The organism is Mesorhizobium sp. WSM2561, from assembly GCF_000513915.1.
Lineage (GTDB): Bacteria > Pseudomonadota > Alphaproteobacteria > Rhizobiales > Rhizobiaceae > Mesorhizobium > Mesorhizobium muleiense.
On the sequence record NZ_AZUX01000016.1, the window covers coordinates 7,501 to 24,942 of the forward strand.

A 17,442-nucleotide genomic window follows, 5' to 3' on the forward strand; every position below is an offset into this window, starting at 1 on the left:
TTCGCCGCCGGTGGTGGTGCGCGGCAATCTGCCGAACGTCTATGACGGCATCTACCGCGCCGCCTACTCCTACGGCATGTCCAAGGCGATGACCAAGCGGCTGATCAAGCTCCTGGCGTCTGGCGTCGATTTCCAGTCGCGGCTCAATCCGTCGGACCGCATCGAGGTGCTGTTCTCGCAGCCGGATGGCGACGACCGGGCATCCGACGAATCCGAGCTGCTCTATGTCTCGGCGAGCTTCGGCGGCACGACGCGCAATTTCTACCGGTTCCAGATGCAGGACGGCAGCACCGACTATTTCGACGAGGACGGCCGCAGCGCCCAGCAATTCCTGCTGCGCAATCCCCTGCCCGCAGGAAAATTCCGCTCCGGCTTCGGTGCCCGCAGGCATCCGATCCTCGGCTATGTGCGCTTGCATACCGGCGTCGATTGGTCAGCCGCCATCGGCACGCCGATCATCGCCGCCGGCAATGGTGTCGTCGAGAAGGCCGGCTGGGCCGGCGGCTATGGCAAACAGATCATCCTCCGTCACGCCAATGGCTACGAGACCTCCTACAATCACCAGAGCGCATTTGCCAAAGGCATCGCGCCGGGCGTGCGCGTCCGCCAAGGCCAGACCATCGGCTTTCTCGGCCAGACCGGCCTCGCCACCGGTCCGCATCTCCACTACGAGCTGATCGTCAACGGCACCAAGGTCGACCCGATGCGCGTTCGCCTGCCGGTCGGCAAGGTGCTGAAGGGCGACGACCTCGTCGCCTTCAAGCGCGAGCGCGGGCGCATCGATGATCTGCTCAAGCAGGAAGACAATGATTCGCTGAAGGTCGCGAGCGCCAAGATCGAAGGCTGAGCCGAGTTGGGCCTGGCTGCTCAGCGCTGCGGAGCCTCAGATCCACGCGGCCATGGCAGTCGCTCGCCGGAAACAGTTGTCCACGCCACGATCGCCGAGAGCAGGCAAAGCAGCGCGGTCACCAAGGCGACTGCTGCGAACGCTGCGTCGCTGGCGGCAAGCCTTGCTGCATCGACATCCGGCGCCGGTTCGCCGAAACCCGGAATGCCGGATGCGGCACCGCTGTTCAGCGCGGCTGCATAGACCCAGGCCGCCAGTGACCCCATCGCCGCCACTGCGATCAGGCCGCCAATGCGCGAGACGGCATTGTTGATTCCCGAGGCAGCACCGGTATCCTTGTCCTCGACCGCCGTCATCACCGCCGTCGACAGCGGCGACACCACCAGCGCCATGCCGAGCCCCATCAGCGCCATCAGCGGAAACACCCCCCACCAGAAACTGTGGATGCCGGCATAGGCCAGCGAGGCAAGCCCGGCAAAGGCGACAGCGACGACGAGACTGCCGCTGGCGATCGGAAAACGCGGACCGATCCGGTCGGACCATTGGCCGACCGGCCCCGACAACAGCGCGATCAAGACCGACAGCGGCAGGAAGATGAAGCCGACCTCGGCGGCGCGCAGCCCCCATCCGGCGATGAGCAGCATCGGCAGATAGAACAGGTTGGCCGACAGTGCGAAATAGAGGAAGAAGGTCGCCACATTGGCGCCGGCGAAGGCGCCGACCCGAAACAGCGAGAGATCGATCATCGGCTCGCGCTGGCGGCGCTCGAAGACAATGAACACGATGAGCAGCACCGCGCCGGCGGCAATGCTCGGGCCGGACATTTGCTCCTCGCCCTCTGCGCTCATCGAAGTCAAGCCGTAGGCAAGCGCTCCGAACGCCAAGGTGACGAGTGCAGCGCCGCCGAGATCGAGGCTGCGCTTTTCGGTCGGTGCGTCGGCCGGGACCTTGGCGAGCAGAAGATAGATCGAGACAAGACCAAGCGGCAGATTGACCGCGAAGATCACCCGCCACATGCCGTCGCCGAAAGCCGACAAGACAACGCCGCCCAGCACCGGGCCAAGCGCCGTCGTCAGCGCCGATGCTGCCGCCCAAATGCCGATCGCCCTGCCGCGCTCCTTCTTCGGATAGGCCTTGGCGATAATAGCGAGGCTGCCTGGCACCATGATGGCAGCACCGATGCCCTGAATGGCGCGAAACGCAATGAGCATTGGTGGATCCGGCGCCACCGCGCAGGCAAGCGAGGCGGCAATGAACAGCGCGATGCCTGCCACGAAAGCATGCCGCAGGCCAAAACGGTCGCCGGCGGCGCCGCCAACAAGGATGAGTGCCGAAAGCGTCAGCGCATAGGCGTTTGAAATCCACTGCGTCTCGGCGAAACTGGCGCCAAGATCGACGCGGATCGCCGGCGTGGCGATGGCCAGGATCGAGCCGTCGATGAAGCCGAGCGCGGAAGCCAGGATCGCCGCGATCAGCACGAACCTGCGTCGCGATTGCGGGCAGAACGTATCGGCCGGCAGCGGCCTGACCAGGGGGACGGCTTCGGCGCCGACTTCGCTTGGAGAACGCATGAAGCCTGCTTAGACCCCCTATGCGCCGGCAACAACCGGCCAGAGGGTTGCTGTCGTTGAAACCGAACAGGATCACGTCGCCCAAAGAGCCTGCTCCCGGGTTGACCCAGGACTGCGCGATGATTTGGGATAGGGCTCAGTCGATGAATTCCACCGTGACGCCCGGCGACACGATTTTTGCCAGTTCGCGCGCGTCCCAATTGGTCAGCCGCACGCAGCCATGACTTTCGGTCTTGCCGATCTTGGAGGGGTCGGGTGTGCCGTGAATGCCGTAGGTCGGCTTGTCCAGCGCAATCCAGACCGAGCCGACTGGGCCATTCGGGCCCGGCGGGATGGTCAGGATCTTGTTGTTTTCGCCCTGCTTGAAATTGATGTTCGGATTGTAGGTGTAGTTCGGGTCGAGAGCGACTCGCGACACCGCATGCGTGCCGGTGGGTGAAGGCGTGTCCGCCGAGCCAATGGTGGCTGGATAGGCCGCGATCAGCTTTCCCGACGCGTCATAGGCGCGGGCCTGCTTCTTGCCCTTGTCGGCGATGATGCGTGCCACCGGCGTGGCCACCAGCCTGCCGAAATTGGCGACCTTGATGATCGTGCCGGGACGGTTGAAATTGGCTTCCGGATTGAGCGCCTTCAGATAGTTCTCGTCCATGTGGAACCGCTCGGCCAGCGCTTCGGTGACTGAGGTGTAGCTCAGCCGTTCGAGTTGCGCCTTCTGGCCGTAGTCTTCCGGCACCGATGCGACATAGGGGCCGGCAGCATCCTCGGGCGTGATGCTGTAGGAGGCGAAGGCATCGCCGCCGGACTGCTCAAGGGCCGCCTGGATGCCGACCACATCGGTCGACCGCAGATTGCTGCCGGTGATCTCGTTGTAGGCAGCGAGCGCCTTGTCGACATTCGAGCCGAAGCGCCCGTCGACGACGCCGGGCGAAGCGCCGGCGCGGTCGAGCAGCACTTGCAGCGCCGCGACCTCCTGGCGTGCACCGAGTGAAAGCGACGGATCGACGACAATCTTACCGTCGATCTTTGGCGGCAGTGCCGCCTGGTCGCCCGGCGCCATCGGCTCGACCGGTTCGATCGCAGCCTCGTTGAGCGGCTGGCGCTTGACCGTGGGCGGCTTTACCGGCTGCGGCGCTTCCGGATAATTGTTGCCATAGTTGCCGCCATCCAGCGGTGCTTCGGGAAAAGCGTCCACCGGATCGCCGTAGGGATCATATTCCTCGACCGGCGGTACGACGATCAGGCCCTCCTCTTCCAATTGCCTGCGGCGCAAGCGCGCCGTGTCCTCCGGATCGTCGAGATAATAGCGGTCGTCCTCGACCGGTCCGAGATTGCGCAAGCCCTCGCGGCGGAGTGCGCGGCGATCGAACCTGGTCTGCGGCGGCTGGATGGCGAGCACCTTGCCGGTTTCCGTATCGACGATGACGCGGTTTCCTCTGGCGTCGTAGTAGACGTCGAAATCGCCGTTCTGGGCGACCAGCACAGCATGGCTATCCGCGGCTCGGGCATCCGCGGCGCGGGCAGATCGCGGCGCGATGTCCTGCGTCGGCGCGGCCATTACACTCGAAGAAAGCAGCCCGGCGGCGAACGCCGAAAGGGTGAAGATCGTGCGGAACATGCTGGCCAAATTCTCCGGTCCGTAATTGCCGCCGCCCGGCGTTGTCTCTTTAGAGCGCCGCGCGTCCCTTCGGACGCGCAGGGACGCTCTAACACTTAAAAAACTCCGCATCATGCTTTCCGAAAATCCAATTCGATTTTCGGGCCTTTGCGGCAGGCGAACCCCTTCGCCAGCAAATCAGTTGCCAACCATAAGGTTCCAACATGAACCGGGCATGAAGATGGCGGATTTCTGGCGGGCTGGAGCAAGAACACTAGCTGGCGGCGAATCCCAATTCCTTGCGCGCCTGCTTCGTCAGCTTGAGCACGACAAGACGGTGGCTTTCGCGCAGATAGTCCTTTAGCGCGTCATCGTCCATGCTTTGGCTTGTCTGGCGCTGGATCCATTTCATGCCGCGTGAGGCAAGATAGGGCGCGGGCCGAAGGCCCGGCTGTTCCTTCAAGATGTCATAAGCGATGTCGGAGCATTTGAAGGTGACGAACGGCTCCTTGCCATCGCTCCAACCGCCGATCGCAAAGACCTTGGCTCCGACTTTCCAGACATGAGCACCGCCCCACTGGACGACATGGGTCGCCGACGGCAGCGAGGCGCAGAAGCTGTTGTAGTCGTCCAACGTCATCTGCGCCCCCCTTTAATTTTTTGATTATGCGGCGGCCTCGAAAATCAGGCCGCCGCCTCGGTCGCCACGACCGTCGGCTTCGACCGGAAGTTCAACCGGTCTGAACCAGCGGTGACCTTGACGGTCGAGCTGTCGAGAATGTCGCCGAGCAGGATTTTCTCCGCCAGCGGATCCTGAAGGTCCTTCTGCATCACCCGCTTCAACGGCCGCGCGCCATAGGCCGGATCGTAGCCCTTGGCCGCCAGCCAGTCGATCGCCTCCTGATCCAGCGAAAGCGTGATCTTGCGATCTGCGAGCAGGCTTTCCAGCCGTTTGAGCTGGATCTCGACGATGCGGCCCATATCCTGCCGGCGCAGCCGGTGGAACAAGATCACCTCGTCGACGCGGTTGAGGAATTCCGGCCGGAACGACGCCCTGACGACACCCATCACCTCGTCGCGCACGACATCGACGTCCTGGTTCTCGCCGAGATTGACCAGATATTCGGCGCCGAGGTTCGACGTCATGATGATAAGAGTGTTGCGGAAATCGACCGTGCGGCCCTGCCCGTCGGTCAGGCGGCCATCATCGAGCACCTGCAGCAGCACGTTGAACACGTCCGGATGCGCTTTCTCGATCTCGTCGAACAGCACGACCTGGTAGGGCCGGCGTCGCACCGCTTCGGTCAACGCGCCGCCCTCCTCATAGCCGACATAGCCGGGAGGCGCGCCGATCAGCCGGGCGACCGAGTGCTTCTCCATGAACTCCGACATGTCGATGCGCACCATGGCGCTCTCGTCGTCGAACAGGAAGCTGGCAAGCGCCTTGGTCAGTTCGGTCTTGCCGACGCCCGTCGGTCCGAGGAACATGAACGAACCGATCGGCCGGTTCGGATCCTGCAGGCCGGCGCGGGCACGGCGAACGGCTTTCGACACGGCCTGCACCGCCTCGCCCTGGCCGACGACACGCTTGCCGATTTCGTCTTCCATGCGCAGCAGCTTGTCACGCTCGCCTTGCAGCATCTTGTCGACCGGAATGCCGGTCCAGCGCGACACGATGTGGGCGACGTGATCGGGGGTGACCACCTCTTCGACCATGCCGACCTTGCCGTCTTGCGCCTCGGCCTGCGTCAGCTTCTTTTCGAGCTCCGGAATCTTGCCATAGGCAAGCTCGCCGGCGCGCTGGAATTCACCTTTGCGCTGGGCGATGGCGAGCTCGTTGCGCGCCTCATCGAGCTGTTTCTTCAGGTCCGCGGCGAGCCCGAGCTTTTGCTTCTCGGCCTGCCACTTCGAGGTCAGTTCGGTCGATTCCTCTTCCAGGGCGGAAAGATCCTTTTCGAGCCGGGCGAGCCGGTCCTTCGACGCGTCGTCCTTCTCGACCTTCAGCGCCTCACGCTCGATCTTGAGCTGCATGATGCGGCGGTCGATCTCGTCCAGCGCTTCGGGCTTCGAATCGACCTGCATCCGCAGCCGCGACGCGGCCTCGTCGACAAGGTCGATCGCCTTGTCCGGCAGGAAGCGGTCGGCGATGTAGCGGTTGGACAGCGACGCTGCCGCGACCAGCGCCGAATCCGAAATGCGCACCTTGTGGTGCTGCTCGTATTTCTCCTTCAGGCCGCGCAGGATGGAGACGGTGTCTTCCACCGTCGGCTCATTGACGAAGACCGGCTGGAAGCGGCGGGCAAGGGCCGCATCCTTCTCGACATGCTTGCGGTATTCGTCGAGCGTCGTCGCGCCGACGCAGTGGAGTTCGCCGCGTGCCAACGCCGGTTTCAACAGGTTCGACGCATCCATGGCGCCATCCGCCTTGCCGGCGCCGACCAGCGTGTGCATCTCATCGATGAACAGGATGATGCCGCCGGCCGCAGCGGTGACTTCCGAAAGAACCGCCTTCAGCCGCTCCTCGAATTCGCCGCGATATTTGGCGCCGGCGATCAGCGATCCCATATCGAGCGCCATCAACTGCTTGTCCTTGAGCGATTCCGGCACGTCGCCATTGACGATGCGCAACGCCAGCCCTTCGGCGATCGCCGTCTTGCCGACGCCGGGTTCACCGATCAGCACCGGATTGTTCTTGGTGCGGCGCGACAGCACCTGGATGGTGCGGCGGATCTCGTCGTCGCGGCCGATGACCGGGTCGAGCTTGCCGGCGCGACCGTCGGCGGTGAGATCGCGCGCGTACTTCTTAAGCGCATCATAGCCCTGCTCGGCGCTCGCCGAATCGGCGGTGCGACCCTTGCGGACGTCGTTGATCACCTGGTTCAGCGCCTGTGGCGTCACGCCGGCCTTGGTCAGGATGTCGGCGGTCTTGGCGGATTTCTCGACCGCCAGCGCCGTCAGCAGCCGCTCGACCGTGACGAAGCTGTCGCCGGCCTTCTTTGCCAGTTCCTCGGCGGTCGAGAACACTTTGGCCAGCGGTTGCGCCAGATAGAGCTGGCCGTTGCCGCCTTCCACCTTGGGCATTGCCTCAAGTGCCGTCTCGACGCCCAGCTTGACGTCGCGGACGCTGCCGCCGGCGCGCTCGATCAACGACGCTGCCAGGCCCTCGTCGTCGTCGACGAGCACTTTCAATATATGTTCGGGGGTGAATTGCTGGTGGTTGCGCGAGAGCGCCAAGGTCTGCGCCGACTGGATGAAGCCGCGCACGCGCTCGGAATATTTTTCAAGGTTCATATCTGTCTCCTTCCGTCACCGGCCCGCTTTGCGGCACCGGATCAGATTGCGGTGACGGACCCGCCCGTTCGAGCCGGGTCCTGTTCACGCGAGATATGGGGCGCAATCCACGGACCCTCAAGACGTCCCGATAACGGCGGACTCATAATATTTCCCGGGGGGCGCACATACAAAAACGGCGGAGATTTCTCTCCGCCGTCTAGGAATGTCTGGGACTTGCTCGATCAGTTGTTGACGTCGACGATGGTGGGCCCGCCACCGGCGTCTTCCGCCGGAGCAGCATTCACGTTATCGCCGCCAGCATTGTCGTTACCGCCATCCACCTGATCAGCCACCTGATCAGCATTGACGCGCGGACGGCGCGGACGCCTGGGGCGGCGGGCAGCGCCGCTTTCGGCGGCGGCTTCGTTCATCTCGGCCTGGGCAGCCAGAGCCGCTGGCGAAAAGCTTTCGAACTGCGGCGCGGGTTCGGCCACAGAAACAGGCTCGTTCGGAGACACAGCTTCCGCCTGCACGGGGGTTTCGTTCTGAACCGGTCTCTCGTTGCGCCGGTTCTGATCGCCGCGCTGTCCGCCCTGCTCGCCGCGCGCACCAAATTCGCCGCGCTGGCCGTTCTGGCCGTAGCCGCCATTGGGGCGACGGTCGCGATGGCGGTTGTCTCGCCCGCCGGCATCGCGCCCACTGGCATCACGATTGTCGCGGCCGTTTTCCTGGTTGAACGTCAATTCGGCCGGCGTGCCGTCGATGACCGGCTGCGGGCCTGCACCGTGGTTGACCACCGGAGCCGCAGTCTCGCCGACATTGCTGTTGCCGGCATTGTCGAACTCGTCGCGATCTTCGTCGCCGTCATCGTCGAAATCGTCGCGGTTCTGCTGAGCGCTCTGGATCGGCAGCTGCGCCTGCGCGGCAGCGATGATGCGATTGTAGTGCTCGGCGTGCTGGAGATAGTTTTCCGCCATCACCCGGTCGCCGGAGCTTTGCGCGTCACGGGCAAGGGTTGCGTATTTTTCGGCAATCTGCTGAGCCGATCCGCGGATCTTCACGTCCGGACCGTTGCTCTCGTAATTGCGCGTCAGGGGATTTGGACCCTTGCGGTTGTTGTTATTGTTGTTGCCGCCGCCGCCATTGTTGTTGCGACCGCGCATGCGCCTGTTCTGCTGTTGTGGCCTCATTCGACTCTCTTCATTTTGAAATTTCGAAAACTTTTTCACGAACGGAGGCGCTCATGCAGCCAGCCGTTTCGTCTCTTCACCGGCGTTCGCCCGCATCGATTGCGTTGGCGCCACGTCTCATCCTGTTCCGGTTACATCACTTGCCGGACGATTCCCGCACGAAGCTTGGGCGTCGTTTGCGCAAGAAGGCAGCTATTTCCAAGGAAACCGAATCGCTAAGAGCACTGCCTGCTTCGTCTCATCCGGTTAAGGCGACCCTAGCCGCATTCCCCGGCATTGCCAAGCGCTTTTTTGCACTGCATCACGGCTTTGTCAGTTCAAAGATCAGAACCCTCTCGTTTCCGCCAAAGTCGCGGAATACCCCCGCCGGCATATAGCCGGCTGCGGAGAATATGCCCGTGACCTCTTTGCGTTGGGTGTGGCCGATCTCGACCGCAATCCTGCCCTCGGCTTCCAAAAAACCTGCCGCCTCGGCGGCGATGATCCTATAGGGACTCAGACCGTCCACGCCGCCATCGAGGGCTTGGCGTGGATCGAAAACGCGGACTTCGCCCTGCAGATTTTCGATGTCTATGGACGCTATATAGGGCGGGTTGGCGGCAATTACATGGTATCGGCCAAAAACTTTTTCGAACCAGTCGGATTCGAGCACCTGGAACCGGTCGGCCAACCCCAATTCCCCTGCATTGCGCATGGCGGTCACCAGCGCGCCTGGCGAAATATCGACACCGGTGGCGACCGCCGCCGGAACGGCGCTGAGCAGCGCCAGCGCGATGGCGCCGGTGCCGGTGCCGAGATCGAGGATGCGGCACTCGCCTTGCCGTTCCGCTGTCGCCTTGACGAAGGGCAGCACCGCTTCGACCAGCGTTTCGGTGTCCGGTCGCGGCTCCAGCGTTTCCGGTGACAACGACAGGCGCAAGCCATAGAACTCGCGATGGCCGAGGATGCGATGCACCGGCTCACCGGCGACCCGCCGCCTCAAGGCTGCATCGATCGCGGCAATCGCGCCGGCATCGACACCGCATTCGGGATCGGCGATGGCTTGTGTGCGGGTCGTACCGGAAAAATCTTCGACGATCAGCCTCGCATCCAGCGCCGGATCGGCGACTGCGGCCGCAGCAAGGCGTGCCCGCGCCGCTTTCAGCAGCAGCCCTAGCCTACTGGGCAGACTGTCAGCCATCGAGGCCGATATCGGCGAGCAGCTTCGACTGGTGATCGGCGATCAGCGCGTCGATGATCTCGTCGAGTTCGCCCATCATCACCCGGTCCAGCTTATAGAGCGTCAGATTGATGCGATGGTCGGTGACGCGGCCCTGCGGGAAATTATAGGTGCGGATGCGCTCCGAGCGATCGCCCGAACCGACCTGCGATTTGCGCGATTCGGAGCGTTCCTCGTCAGCCTTGCTGCGCTCGAGGTCGTAAAGCCTGGCGCGCAGGATCTGCATGGCTTTGGCCCGGTTCTGGTGCTGCGACTTCTCCGCCTGTACGACCATGATGCCGGTCGGCAGATGGGTGATGCGCACTGCCGAATCGGTGGTATTGACGTGCTGGCCGCCCGAACCCGAGGCGCGCATCGTATCGATGCGGATGTCTTCGGCCCTGATGTCGATGTCGACCTCTTCCGCTTCGGGCAGCACGGCAACCGTCGCCGCCGAGGTGTGGATGCGCCCGCCGGCCTCGGTCGCCGGCACGCGCTGCACACGATGCACGCCGGACTCGAATTTCAGATGGGCAAAGACCCCCTTGCCCGAAATCGTGGCGATGATTTCCTTGTAGCCGCCGACCTCGCCCTCGCTGGCCGACGCCGTCTCGAAACGCCAGCCGCGTGCCGCGGCATAGCGTTCGTACATGCGAAACAGGTCGCCGGCAAAGAGAGCCGCCTCGTCGCCGCCGGTGCCGGCGCGGATTTCGAGGATGGCATTCTTGTCGTCGGCGGCATCCTTGGGCAGAAGCAGGATCTGGATGTCCTTCTGCAGCGCTTCGATGCGTTCCTTGACCTCCGGCAGATCGGCCTCGGCCAGTGCCCGCATTTCGGCATCGGTGCTTTTGTCGGCGAGCATCGCCTGCAGGTCGGCCTGTTCATGCTCGGCGGTGCGCAGCGCCCTGATCTTAGCCACCATCTCCTGCATGTCGGCATATTCCGACGCCATCTTGACATAGGCGTCCGCCGCCGGCCCGGCCGACATTTGCGCTTCGAGCATGTCGAAACGCTTGACGACTTGATCCATGCGGTCGCGGGGCAGGTTGATCATGGTCCTGGAACTTCGATAAGATTCACGTCAGGGCGAGCCGAAAATGACGAGTTTCGAGAACCGGAGCGGAATGTACAATTAGGTACATGAGCACCGGAAGCGCAGAAAATCGACATTTGCAGGCCGCCCTCACGTGAATTTACAACGGAATGGAGCGGTCGTCGGCAAAGGCCTGCAGCAGCGCCCGCATCGGCAACCCCTGGGCCGGCGCCATGAGATTGTCGTCGAAGAACGCTTCCAGCTCGGCCAGCGGCAGTTCCGTCAGCATCGCCTTGACCGGACCGATCGAGGCCGGCGACATCGAGATCGATCGGTAGCCAAGGCCGATCAGCGCCATCGCCGAGATCGGCTTGCCGGCCAGCTCGCCGCACAAGGTCACCGGGGTTTGATTGCGCACCCCGGCGTCGGCAATCTGCTTCAGCGCGCGCAGGAACGGCGTCGACAGCACATCGAAGCGGTCGGCGAGCTGCGTGTTGCCGCGATCGACCGCCATGACGAACTGGAACAGATCGTTCGAGCCGACCGAGACGAAATCGACGGCCTTCATCAGCTCATCGAGCTGGAACAGCAGCGAAGGCACTTCCAGCATGGCCCCGAGCTTCAGGCTGGTCGGCAGATGATGGGCAAAACGCGACAGATGCCGCACTTCGCGATCGATGATTTCGCGCGCCTGGGCGATCTCGCCGAGCTCCGTCACCATCGGCAGCATCAGCTTCAGTTCACGCCCGCCGCATGCCTTCAAAAGCGCTCGGATCTGGGTACGCAACAGGCCCGGCCGGTCGAGCGTCAGGCGGATGGCGCGCCAGCCGAGCGCCGGGTTCTCTTCCTGGATCGTGTCCTTGAAGTAGGGCAGCACCTTGTCGCCGCCGATATCGATGGTGCGGAATGTCACCGGCTTGCCGCGCGCCGCGTCGAGCACGTCACGGTAGAGCCGTTCCTGGGCTTCCGCCCGCGGAAAGGTCGAGGCGACCATGAACTGCAGCTCGGTGCGGAACAGGCCGATACCGGCGGCGCCGGCCTCGGCAAGCTGCGGCAGATCGACGGCCAGGCCCGCATTCATCAAAAGGTCGACCTGGACGCCGTCCTTGGTCATCGACGGCTCCTTGCGCAGCTCGCGATAGACCTCCTGCCGCCGCGCCCGGAAGCGGACCTTTTCGGCATAGGCGGCTTCGAGGTCCGGCTGGGGGCGCAGGTGGATGGCGCCTTGTTCGCCGTCGACAATGATGGCGTCGCCGTTTTCCGCCATGGAAACGGCGCCCTTCATCTGGCCCGCAACCGGTATGCCCATGGCCCGCGCCACGATAACGACGTGGCTGGTCGCTGCGCCGTCCTCCAGCACCAGCCCGCGCAGCTTGTCTCTGGGATAATCGAGCAGTTCGGCGGCCCCCATCGAGCGGGCGACGATGATGGCGTCCTTCGGCAGCGAGGCCGCGACATCGTCCGGCCCGCGCCCCATCAGCTGGCGCAGCAGCCGGTTGGCGAGATCGTCGAAATCGCTCATCCGCTCGCGCAGATAAGGATCGGTCATGTGCAGCATGCGGGCACGCATGTCGCTCTGCACTTTTTCCACCGCCGCTTCCGCCGTCAGGCCGTTGCGTACCGCCTCTTCCAACCGGCGCACCCAGCCGCTGTCGTTGGCGAACATGCGATAGGCTTCGAGCACCTGGCGGTGCTCGCCCTCGAAGGCGACTTCGCGGCGTTCCAGCATGTCGTCGATGGAGAGCCGGAGCGAACCGAGCGACGCATCGAGCCGCTTGATCTCCTCATCGCTGTCCTCGTTGAACAGATTGGTGACGACGATGCGCGGCTCATGCAGCACGACATGGCCAAGTCCGACGCCCTCGTTGAAGGACAGGCCGGTAAAGCTCACCGGGCGGCGCAGATCGAGTTCGAGGCCGGGCCGGGTCAGCCGGGCAAGGTCGCCGGTGGCGATCATCTCGGCGATCACCATCGCCGTCGTTTCCAGCGCCTCGACTTCGTCGTCGCGATAGTGGCGCATGGTCTTGTTCTGGACGACCAGCACACCGAGCGTGCGTCCCGCCCTGAGCACCGGCACGCCGAGGAAGGAATTGTAGATCTCCTCCCCCGTCTCCGGCAGGTAGGCGAAGGCTGGATGTTCCTGCGCGTTGGAGAGATTGAGCGGCCGTGCCGAGGCCGCGATCGTGCCGACGAGGCCTTCCCCCAGCCTGAGCTGCGCCAAATGGACGGCCTTCGGATTCAGGCCCTCGGTGGCATAGAGTTCGAGCACCGAATCGGCGCGCAGCACGTAGAGCGAGCACACTTCAGCGACCATATTGGCGGCGATGTCGCGCACGATGCGGTCGAGCCGCTCCTGCGGCTCCAGCGGCTCCTGCATGAGCTCGCGGAGCCGTTTCAGCAAAACGCGCGGGCCACTGGCCGTATCACGCATCGCGGCTTGTTCTCCAATGGACATTATGCCCGCCGCAGTTTCTCCCGCGGCCGGCGCTCACGCAACAACTCAAATAGAGCGGCGTCGGTCCAATTGGACCCACAAAGGACGCTCCAAGACTTCGAACTGCTGCATCGTGCTTTCCGAAGATCGACCTCCGATTTCCGGACCGAGCAGTCTGCTACTGCTTATCCAGACCGTAGATGGAATGCAAAGTGCGAACAGCAAGTTCTGTGTAGGGACCGTCGATCAGGATCGAAATCTTGATCTCGGATGTCGTGATCGCACGGATGTTGATCGATTTGTCGGCCAGCGCCTTGAAGGCGGTGGCGGCGACGCCGGCATGGCTCCTCATGCCGATGCCGATGACCGAGACTTTCGACATGCCGGCTTCCGACTGCACGACGTCATAGCCGATCGTGGTCTTCAGCCGCTCGAGCACGGCAAGCGCCTTGTCGACATCGCCGGACGGCACGGTGAAGGTCATGTCGGTGAACTTGCCGTCCTCGGAAATGTTCTGGACGATCATGTCGACATTGATGTTGGCTTCGGCCAGCGGCCCGAAAATGCCGGCGGCGACGCCGGGCCGGTCACCGACACGGCGCAACGAAATCTGCGCTTCGTCCTTGGCGTAGGCAATTCCGGTGACGACCTGCTGTTCCACGATCTCTTCCTCGTCGCAAATAAGCGTTCCGGGCGGATTGAGCAAATCCCCCATTCCCGGCGCGTCGGGATCGTCGAAGGACGACCGCACGAAAGTACGCACCCTATGCACCATGGCAAGCTCGACCGAGCGTACCTGCAGGACCTTGGCGCCGAGCGAGGCCATTTCAAGCATTTCCTCGAAGGAAATCTTGGCCAGCCGCCGCGCCTTCGGCTCGATGCGCGGGTCGGTGGTGTAGACCCCGTCGACGTCGGTGTAGATGTCGCAGCGGTCTGCCTTGACCGCCGCCGCGATGGCGACAGCACTGGTGTCGGAGCCGCCGCGGCCGAGCGTCGCGATGCGGTTGTCCGGCCCGATGCCCTGGAAGCCGGCGACCACCGCCACCTGACCCTCGCCGAAGCGCTTGATCAGGAATGCGCCGTCGATGTCGAGAATGCGCGCCGCGCCATGCGCATTGTCGGTCTTGATCGGGATCTGCCAGCCTTGCCAGGAACGGGCATGGACGCCCATGTTCTGCAGCGCGATCGCCAGCAGGCCGGCAGTCACCTGCTCGCCGGAGGCAACGACGGCGTCATATTCGCGGGCATCGTGCATCGGCGAGGCTTCGCGCGTCCACTGCACGAGCTCGTTGGTCTTGCCGGCCATCGCCGAGACGACCACCGCGACCTCATGGCCGGCATCGACCTCGCGTTTGACATGGCGCGCCACATTGCGGATGCGGACGATGTCGGCGACGGAGGTCCCGCCGAATTTCATCACGATGCGCGCCATGGAAGCGAAATGCCTTTGACTGGGTGCCGAAACGGCGGCCGAAAAACGGAAACGGAGCGTCGGGCTGGGCCAGCCGCTGAATTCGCGGCCTCCTTAGCCAAATGCTTTGGGTTTCGCAAGGCGTGCCACCGCTTGCCCCCCCTGCTTGCCCCCTTAGGCGACGAAGGCGACATACGAGCGCAACGCGCCTACCCGAACGCCTGTCGCAGAGGCGCAGCCGGCAACAGCCGAAATTTGCTGCCTTGACATTCGCCGGCTCTCGACCGACTTCCTAGCGTTCGAGGAGACCACACGATGCCAGAACCCCGACGATCGACTATCGATGCCGGAGAAGTGGAGCGTTTTTCCGCTCTTGCCGCCGAATGGTGGAATCCGAACGGCAAATTCCGCCCGCTGCACAAGTTCAATCCGATCCGGCTTGCCTATATACGCGACCAGGTGGCGGCGCGCTTCGGCCGCGACCCGCGCGCAGCGCGGCCGTTCGAGGGCCTGCGCATCCTCGACATCGGCTGCGGCGGCGGGCTGTTGTGCGAGCCGATGGCGCGGCTTGGCGCCGAAGTGGTCGGCGCCGACGCCTCCGCCACCAACATCGAAGTGGCCAGGCTGCATGCGGCGGAGGTCGGCGTGACGGTGGATTACCGTGCCACGACAGCAGAGGACCTGGCTGACGCCGGTGAGAAATTCGACGTCATCCTCAACATGGAAGTGGTCGAGCATGTTGCCGACATCGACCTGTTCGTGGCCAAATGCGGCGAGATGCTCAAGCCCGGCGGCATCATGGTCGTCGCCACCATCAACCGCACGCTGAAGGCGCTGGGCCTGGCCATTATCGGCGCCGAATATGTGCTGTGCTGGTTGCCGCGCGGCACCCACCAGTTCGGCAAGCTGGTGCGGCCCGACGAACTGGAAAAGGCGCTTGCCGGCGCTGGTCTGACCATCATCGACCGCACCGGCGTCACCTACAATCCGCTCGCCGACCGCTGGCAGCGTTCGAAGGACATGGACGTCAACTACATGGTTCTGGCGGAGAAGGCACCCGCCTGAACTTTCTCACGACGCCTTCTCACGCCGCCACCTTCTCACCCGTCTGACTTTGCGCCTTTGTGGGGATCTGGCTTTGCGCCTTGGTGGTGATGAACACGCCGGCGACAATGATGGCGGCGCCGGCCCAGGTCAGCAATTGATAGTGCTCGCCGAGAAACATCGTCCCGGCAAACAATCCGACCGCCGCCGCGACATAGCCGATCTGGCTGAGATAGACCGGGCCGCCGACCGACTGCAGCCGGAAGAAGAAAGCGAACATCGCCGCGGCTGACGCGACCTGCCCGACGACCACCAGCGGCACGCTGGCGAGCAGGGCGAGCGAACCGCCGCCCTGCAGCGTGAAGATGCCGCAAACCAGCAGTGCAGCCGATGCCAGATGGCTGCCGACGGCAAGCTCGATCGGTCCGGTCCCTAAGGGCCAGTCGACCGTGCGGTAGATATTGCCGGCGGCTAGGCTGACCGGAATGAGCAGCCCCGCCGCCACCCAGAAAAACTCGGCCGGCTGGCCGGCCTCGCCACGCGTCACCGCCACCATGACCGCACCAACGAAGCCGACGACAATGCCGACGACGCCAAGCAGATTGGGGCGCCGAACGCCGAGCAGAATCGAAAACACCAGTGTGACCACCGGCGACAGCGTGAACATGATGCCGGTGTAGCCGGCACCGAGATGCGGAATGGCCGAGAACATCAACAGATTGGGGAAGGCGTAGGACACCGCTGCGGTGACGAAGAAATAACGCAGCCTGTGCGGGGTGAGCCGGATGCGCTGCCCGCGCAGCAGCAGGACGCACAAAAGCACGCCGCCGGCGCCGAGCGAGATTACGAGGGCCCAGACCATGGCCGAAACGCCGGCTGCCGTGGCGATCTTGCCGAACGGCAGCGTCAGGCCGAGCAGGCCGCCGGTGACGAGCAAAAGACCGAGCGCTGAATCCCAGAGAAATTTCATAACGAACCTTATTGTCCTTGCGGCTCTTGGCCCACACTGTGACTCAAGCTAAGATAATGCAAAGATTCTTAACGTCAAGATATTTAATGGTGAGATAGATGGATCGCGCAGCGAAAGCGATCGAGCAGTGGAAAAGACAACGGCCGGACCTGGATGTCTCGCCGATGGCCGTGCTCGGACGGTTGAACGAAGCCTCGTCGCTGATAGCGCGAGAACGCCTCGCTCCGCTGTTTGCGCGTTTCGGGCTGCAATCTGGGGAATTCGATGTGATGGCGACGCTGCGCCGTTCCGGATCACCTTACGCGCTGACGCCCACCGCCCTCTATGAGGCGACGATGGTGACGTCGGGCGCCATGACCAACCGGCTCGACCGGCTTGAGAAAACCGGATTGATCAAACGCGGGCCGCATCCCAACGACCGGCGCGGGGTTGTCGTGCAACTGACCGATAAAGGTCTGGCGTTGGTCGATGAGGCTGTCGCCGCTCACGTCGCCAACGAACACGAGATACTTTCCGGCCTGACGCGCGCCGAACAGGACACACTCGCTGGCCTGCTTGAGAAGTTGATAGGGAGCGTCAGCCGGGGGTGAATATCTGGCGGTTGGTGCCGATCCGTGCGACGTTTCCGCAGGAGGTCGCGATCCTCGACCTCCTGTTGTCGCTGGGCATCGATATCAACGCACAGGACAAGGCGGGCAGACGGTTCTTCACATCGCAGCGCCCGATGACATTGACGCCGCCTCGATCGAACTCTTCTAAAACGCGGTGCCGATCGGAGCTTGAAGAACTTGAACGGAAAGCGCGCCATCCTGCGATCCAGGAAAGACTTGCGTGCTCCCGGTAATTCCGTTTCGTGGCAAATCGCAACGTTTGAGAC

At 63.5% G+C, this 17,442-nt stretch carries 14 protein-coding genes (1 of these 14 only partly in view); 4 read left to right on the forward strand and 10 right to left on the reverse strand.

All coding sequences use genetic code 11. From position 1 onward, the window contains the following. Positions 1 to 847 carry the final stretch of a M23 family metallopeptidase gene (locus tag M727_RS0114755; protein WP_027153332.1) on the forward strand. It extends 1,115 nt beyond the left edge of the window, so 847 of the gene's 1,962 nt are visible here — the last part of the coding sequence; the start codon falls outside the window, past its left edge; its stop codon occupies positions 845 to 847. A gap of 20 nt (positions 848 to 867) precedes the next feature. On the opposite strand, the gene M727_RS0114760 is transcribed toward M727_RS0114755, so the two are convergent. The 9 genes from M727_RS0114760 to M727_RS0114800 form a co-directional block, all read right to left on the reverse strand. After that, positions 868 to 2,418, reverse strand: coding sequence for an MFS transporter (locus M727_RS0114760; protein WP_027153333.1), 1,551 nt, complete (start codon positions 2,416 to 2,418; stop codon positions 868 to 870). A 136-nt stretch (positions 2,419 to 2,554) separates the two neighbouring features. After that, positions 2,555 to 4,033, reverse strand: coding sequence for a L,D-transpeptidase family protein (locus M727_RS0114765; protein ID WP_027153334.1), 1,479 nt, complete (start codon positions 4,031 to 4,033; stop codon positions 2,555 to 2,557). A 253-nt stretch (positions 4,034 to 4,286) separates the two neighbouring features. After that, positions 4,287 to 4,652: an MmcQ/YjbR family DNA-binding protein gene (locus tag M727_RS0114770; protein WP_027153335.1), complete on the reverse strand. Its 366-nt coding sequence runs from the start codon at positions 4,650 to 4,652 to the stop codon at positions 4,287 to 4,289. Between the two features lie 44 nt (positions 4,653 to 4,696). Further along, positions 4,697 to 7,303, reverse strand: coding sequence for an ATP-dependent chaperone ClpB (clpB, locus tag M727_RS0114775; protein WP_027153336.1), 2,607 nt, complete (start codon positions 7,301 to 7,303; stop codon positions 4,697 to 4,699). Positions 7,304 to 7,527: 224 nt separating this feature from the next. Next, the gene (locus M727_RS0114780) at positions 7,528 to 8,475 is read right to left on the reverse strand and encodes a DUF4167 domain-containing protein (protein WP_027153337.1); all 948 of its coding nucleotides are present in this window, start codon (positions 8,473 to 8,475) and stop codon (positions 7,528 to 7,530) included. A gap of 301 nt (positions 8,476 to 8,776) precedes the next feature. Further along, positions 8,777 to 9,655 (reverse strand): peptide chain release factor N(5)-glutamine methyltransferase, encoded by an 879-nt coding sequence (gene prmC, locus M727_RS0114785; RefSeq protein ID WP_027153338.1) that lies wholly within the window; start codon positions 9,653 to 9,655, stop codon positions 8,777 to 8,779. Next, entirely contained in the window at positions 9,648 to 10,727 is a 1,080-nt protein-coding gene (prfA, locus tag M727_RS0114790; protein WP_027153339.1) for a peptide chain release factor 1, read from the reverse strand. The genes prmC and prfA overlap by 8 nt, the downstream gene beginning before the upstream one ends. Positions 10,728 to 10,866: 139 nt before the next feature. Next, complete coding sequence (ptsP, locus tag M727_RS0114795) at positions 10,867 to 13,137, reverse strand: phosphoenolpyruvate--protein phosphotransferase (protein ID WP_027153340.1); 2,271 nt, start codon at positions 13,135 to 13,137, stop codon at positions 10,867 to 10,869. A gap of 181 nt (positions 13,138 to 13,318) precedes the next feature. After that, positions 13,319 to 14,572 (reverse strand): aspartate kinase, encoded by a 1,254-nt coding sequence (locus M727_RS0114800; protein ID WP_023797301.1) that lies wholly within the window; start codon positions 14,570 to 14,572, stop codon positions 13,319 to 13,321. Between the two features lie 294 nt (positions 14,573 to 14,866). On the opposite strand from M727_RS0114800, the gene ubiG reads away from it, so the two are divergent. Further along, positions 14,867 to 15,616, forward strand: coding sequence for a bifunctional 2-polyprenyl-6-hydroxyphenol methylase/3-demethylubiquinol 3-O-methyltransferase UbiG (gene ubiG, locus M727_RS0114805; RefSeq protein ID WP_027153341.1), 750 nt, complete (start codon positions 14,867 to 14,869; stop codon positions 15,614 to 15,616). 19 nt (positions 15,617 to 15,635) lie between these two features. On the opposite strand, the gene M727_RS0114810 is transcribed toward ubiG, so the two are convergent. Further along, complete coding sequence (locus M727_RS0114810) at positions 15,636 to 16,565, reverse strand: DMT family transporter (protein WP_027153342.1); 930 nt, start codon at positions 16,563 to 16,565, stop codon at positions 15,636 to 15,638. A 98-nt stretch (positions 16,566 to 16,663) separates the two neighbouring features. Here M727_RS0114810 and M727_RS0114815 point away from each other — a divergent pair, with 98 nt between their 5' ends. Together M727_RS0114815 and M727_RS0114820 are read left to right on the forward strand one after the other, a co-directional pair. Continuing rightward, on the forward strand, positions 16,664 to 17,155 hold the full coding sequence (locus tag M727_RS0114815) for a MarR family transcriptional regulator (protein ID WP_027153343.1): 492 nt from the start codon (positions 16,664 to 16,666) through the stop codon (positions 17,153 to 17,155). Continuing rightward, positions 17,152 to 17,409, forward strand: coding sequence for a hypothetical protein (locus tag M727_RS0114820; RefSeq protein WP_027153344.1), 258 nt, complete (start codon positions 17,152 to 17,154; stop codon positions 17,407 to 17,409). The genes M727_RS0114815 and M727_RS0114820 overlap by 4 nt, the downstream gene beginning before the upstream one ends. Positions 17,410 to 17,442 lie beyond the last annotated feature (33 nt).

Coding starts and splice junctions, on each gene's coding strand:
- M727_RS0114760 (WP_027153333.1), bottom strand. CDS start 2,418: ATGCGTTCTCCAAGCGAAGTCGGCGCCGAAGCCGTCCCCCTGGTCAGG.
- M727_RS0114765 (WP_027153334.1), bottom strand. CDS start 4,033: ATGTTCCGCACGATCTTCACCCTTTCGGCGTTCGCCGCCGGGCTGCTT.
- M727_RS0114770 (WP_027153335.1), bottom strand. CDS start 4,652: ATGACGTTGGACGACTACAACAGCTTCTGCGCCTCGCTGCCGTCGGCG.
- clpB (WP_027153336.1), bottom strand. CDS start 7,303: ATGAACCTTGAAAAATATTCCGAGCGCGTGCGCGGCTTCATCCAGTCG.
- M727_RS0114780 (WP_027153337.1), bottom strand. CDS start 8,475: ATGAGGCCACAACAGCAGAACAGGCGCATGCGCGGTCGCAACAACAAT.
- prmC (WP_027153338.1), bottom strand. CDS start 9,655: ATGGCTGACAGTCTGCCCAGTAGGCTAGGGCTGCTGCTGAAAGCGGCG.
- prfA (WP_027153339.1), bottom strand. CDS start 10,727: ATGATCAACCTGCCCCGCGACCGCATGGATCAAGTCGTCAAGCGTTTC.
- ptsP (WP_027153340.1), bottom strand. CDS start 13,137: ATGCGTGATACGGCCAGTGGCCCGCGCGTTTTGCTGAAACGGCTCCGC.
- M727_RS0114800 (WP_023797301.1), bottom strand. CDS start 14,572: ATGGCGCGCATCGTGATGAAATTCGGCGGGACCTCCGTCGCCGACATC.
- ubiG (WP_027153341.1), top strand. CDS start 14,867: ATGCCAGAACCCCGACGATCGACTATCGATGCCGGAGAAGTGGAGCGT.
- M727_RS0114810 (WP_027153342.1), bottom strand. CDS start 16,565: ATGAAATTTCTCTGGGATTCAGCGCTCGGTCTTTTGCTCGTCACCGGC.
- M727_RS0114815 (WP_027153343.1), top strand. CDS start 16,664: ATGGATCGCGCAGCGAAAGCGATCGAGCAGTGGAAAAGACAACGGCCG.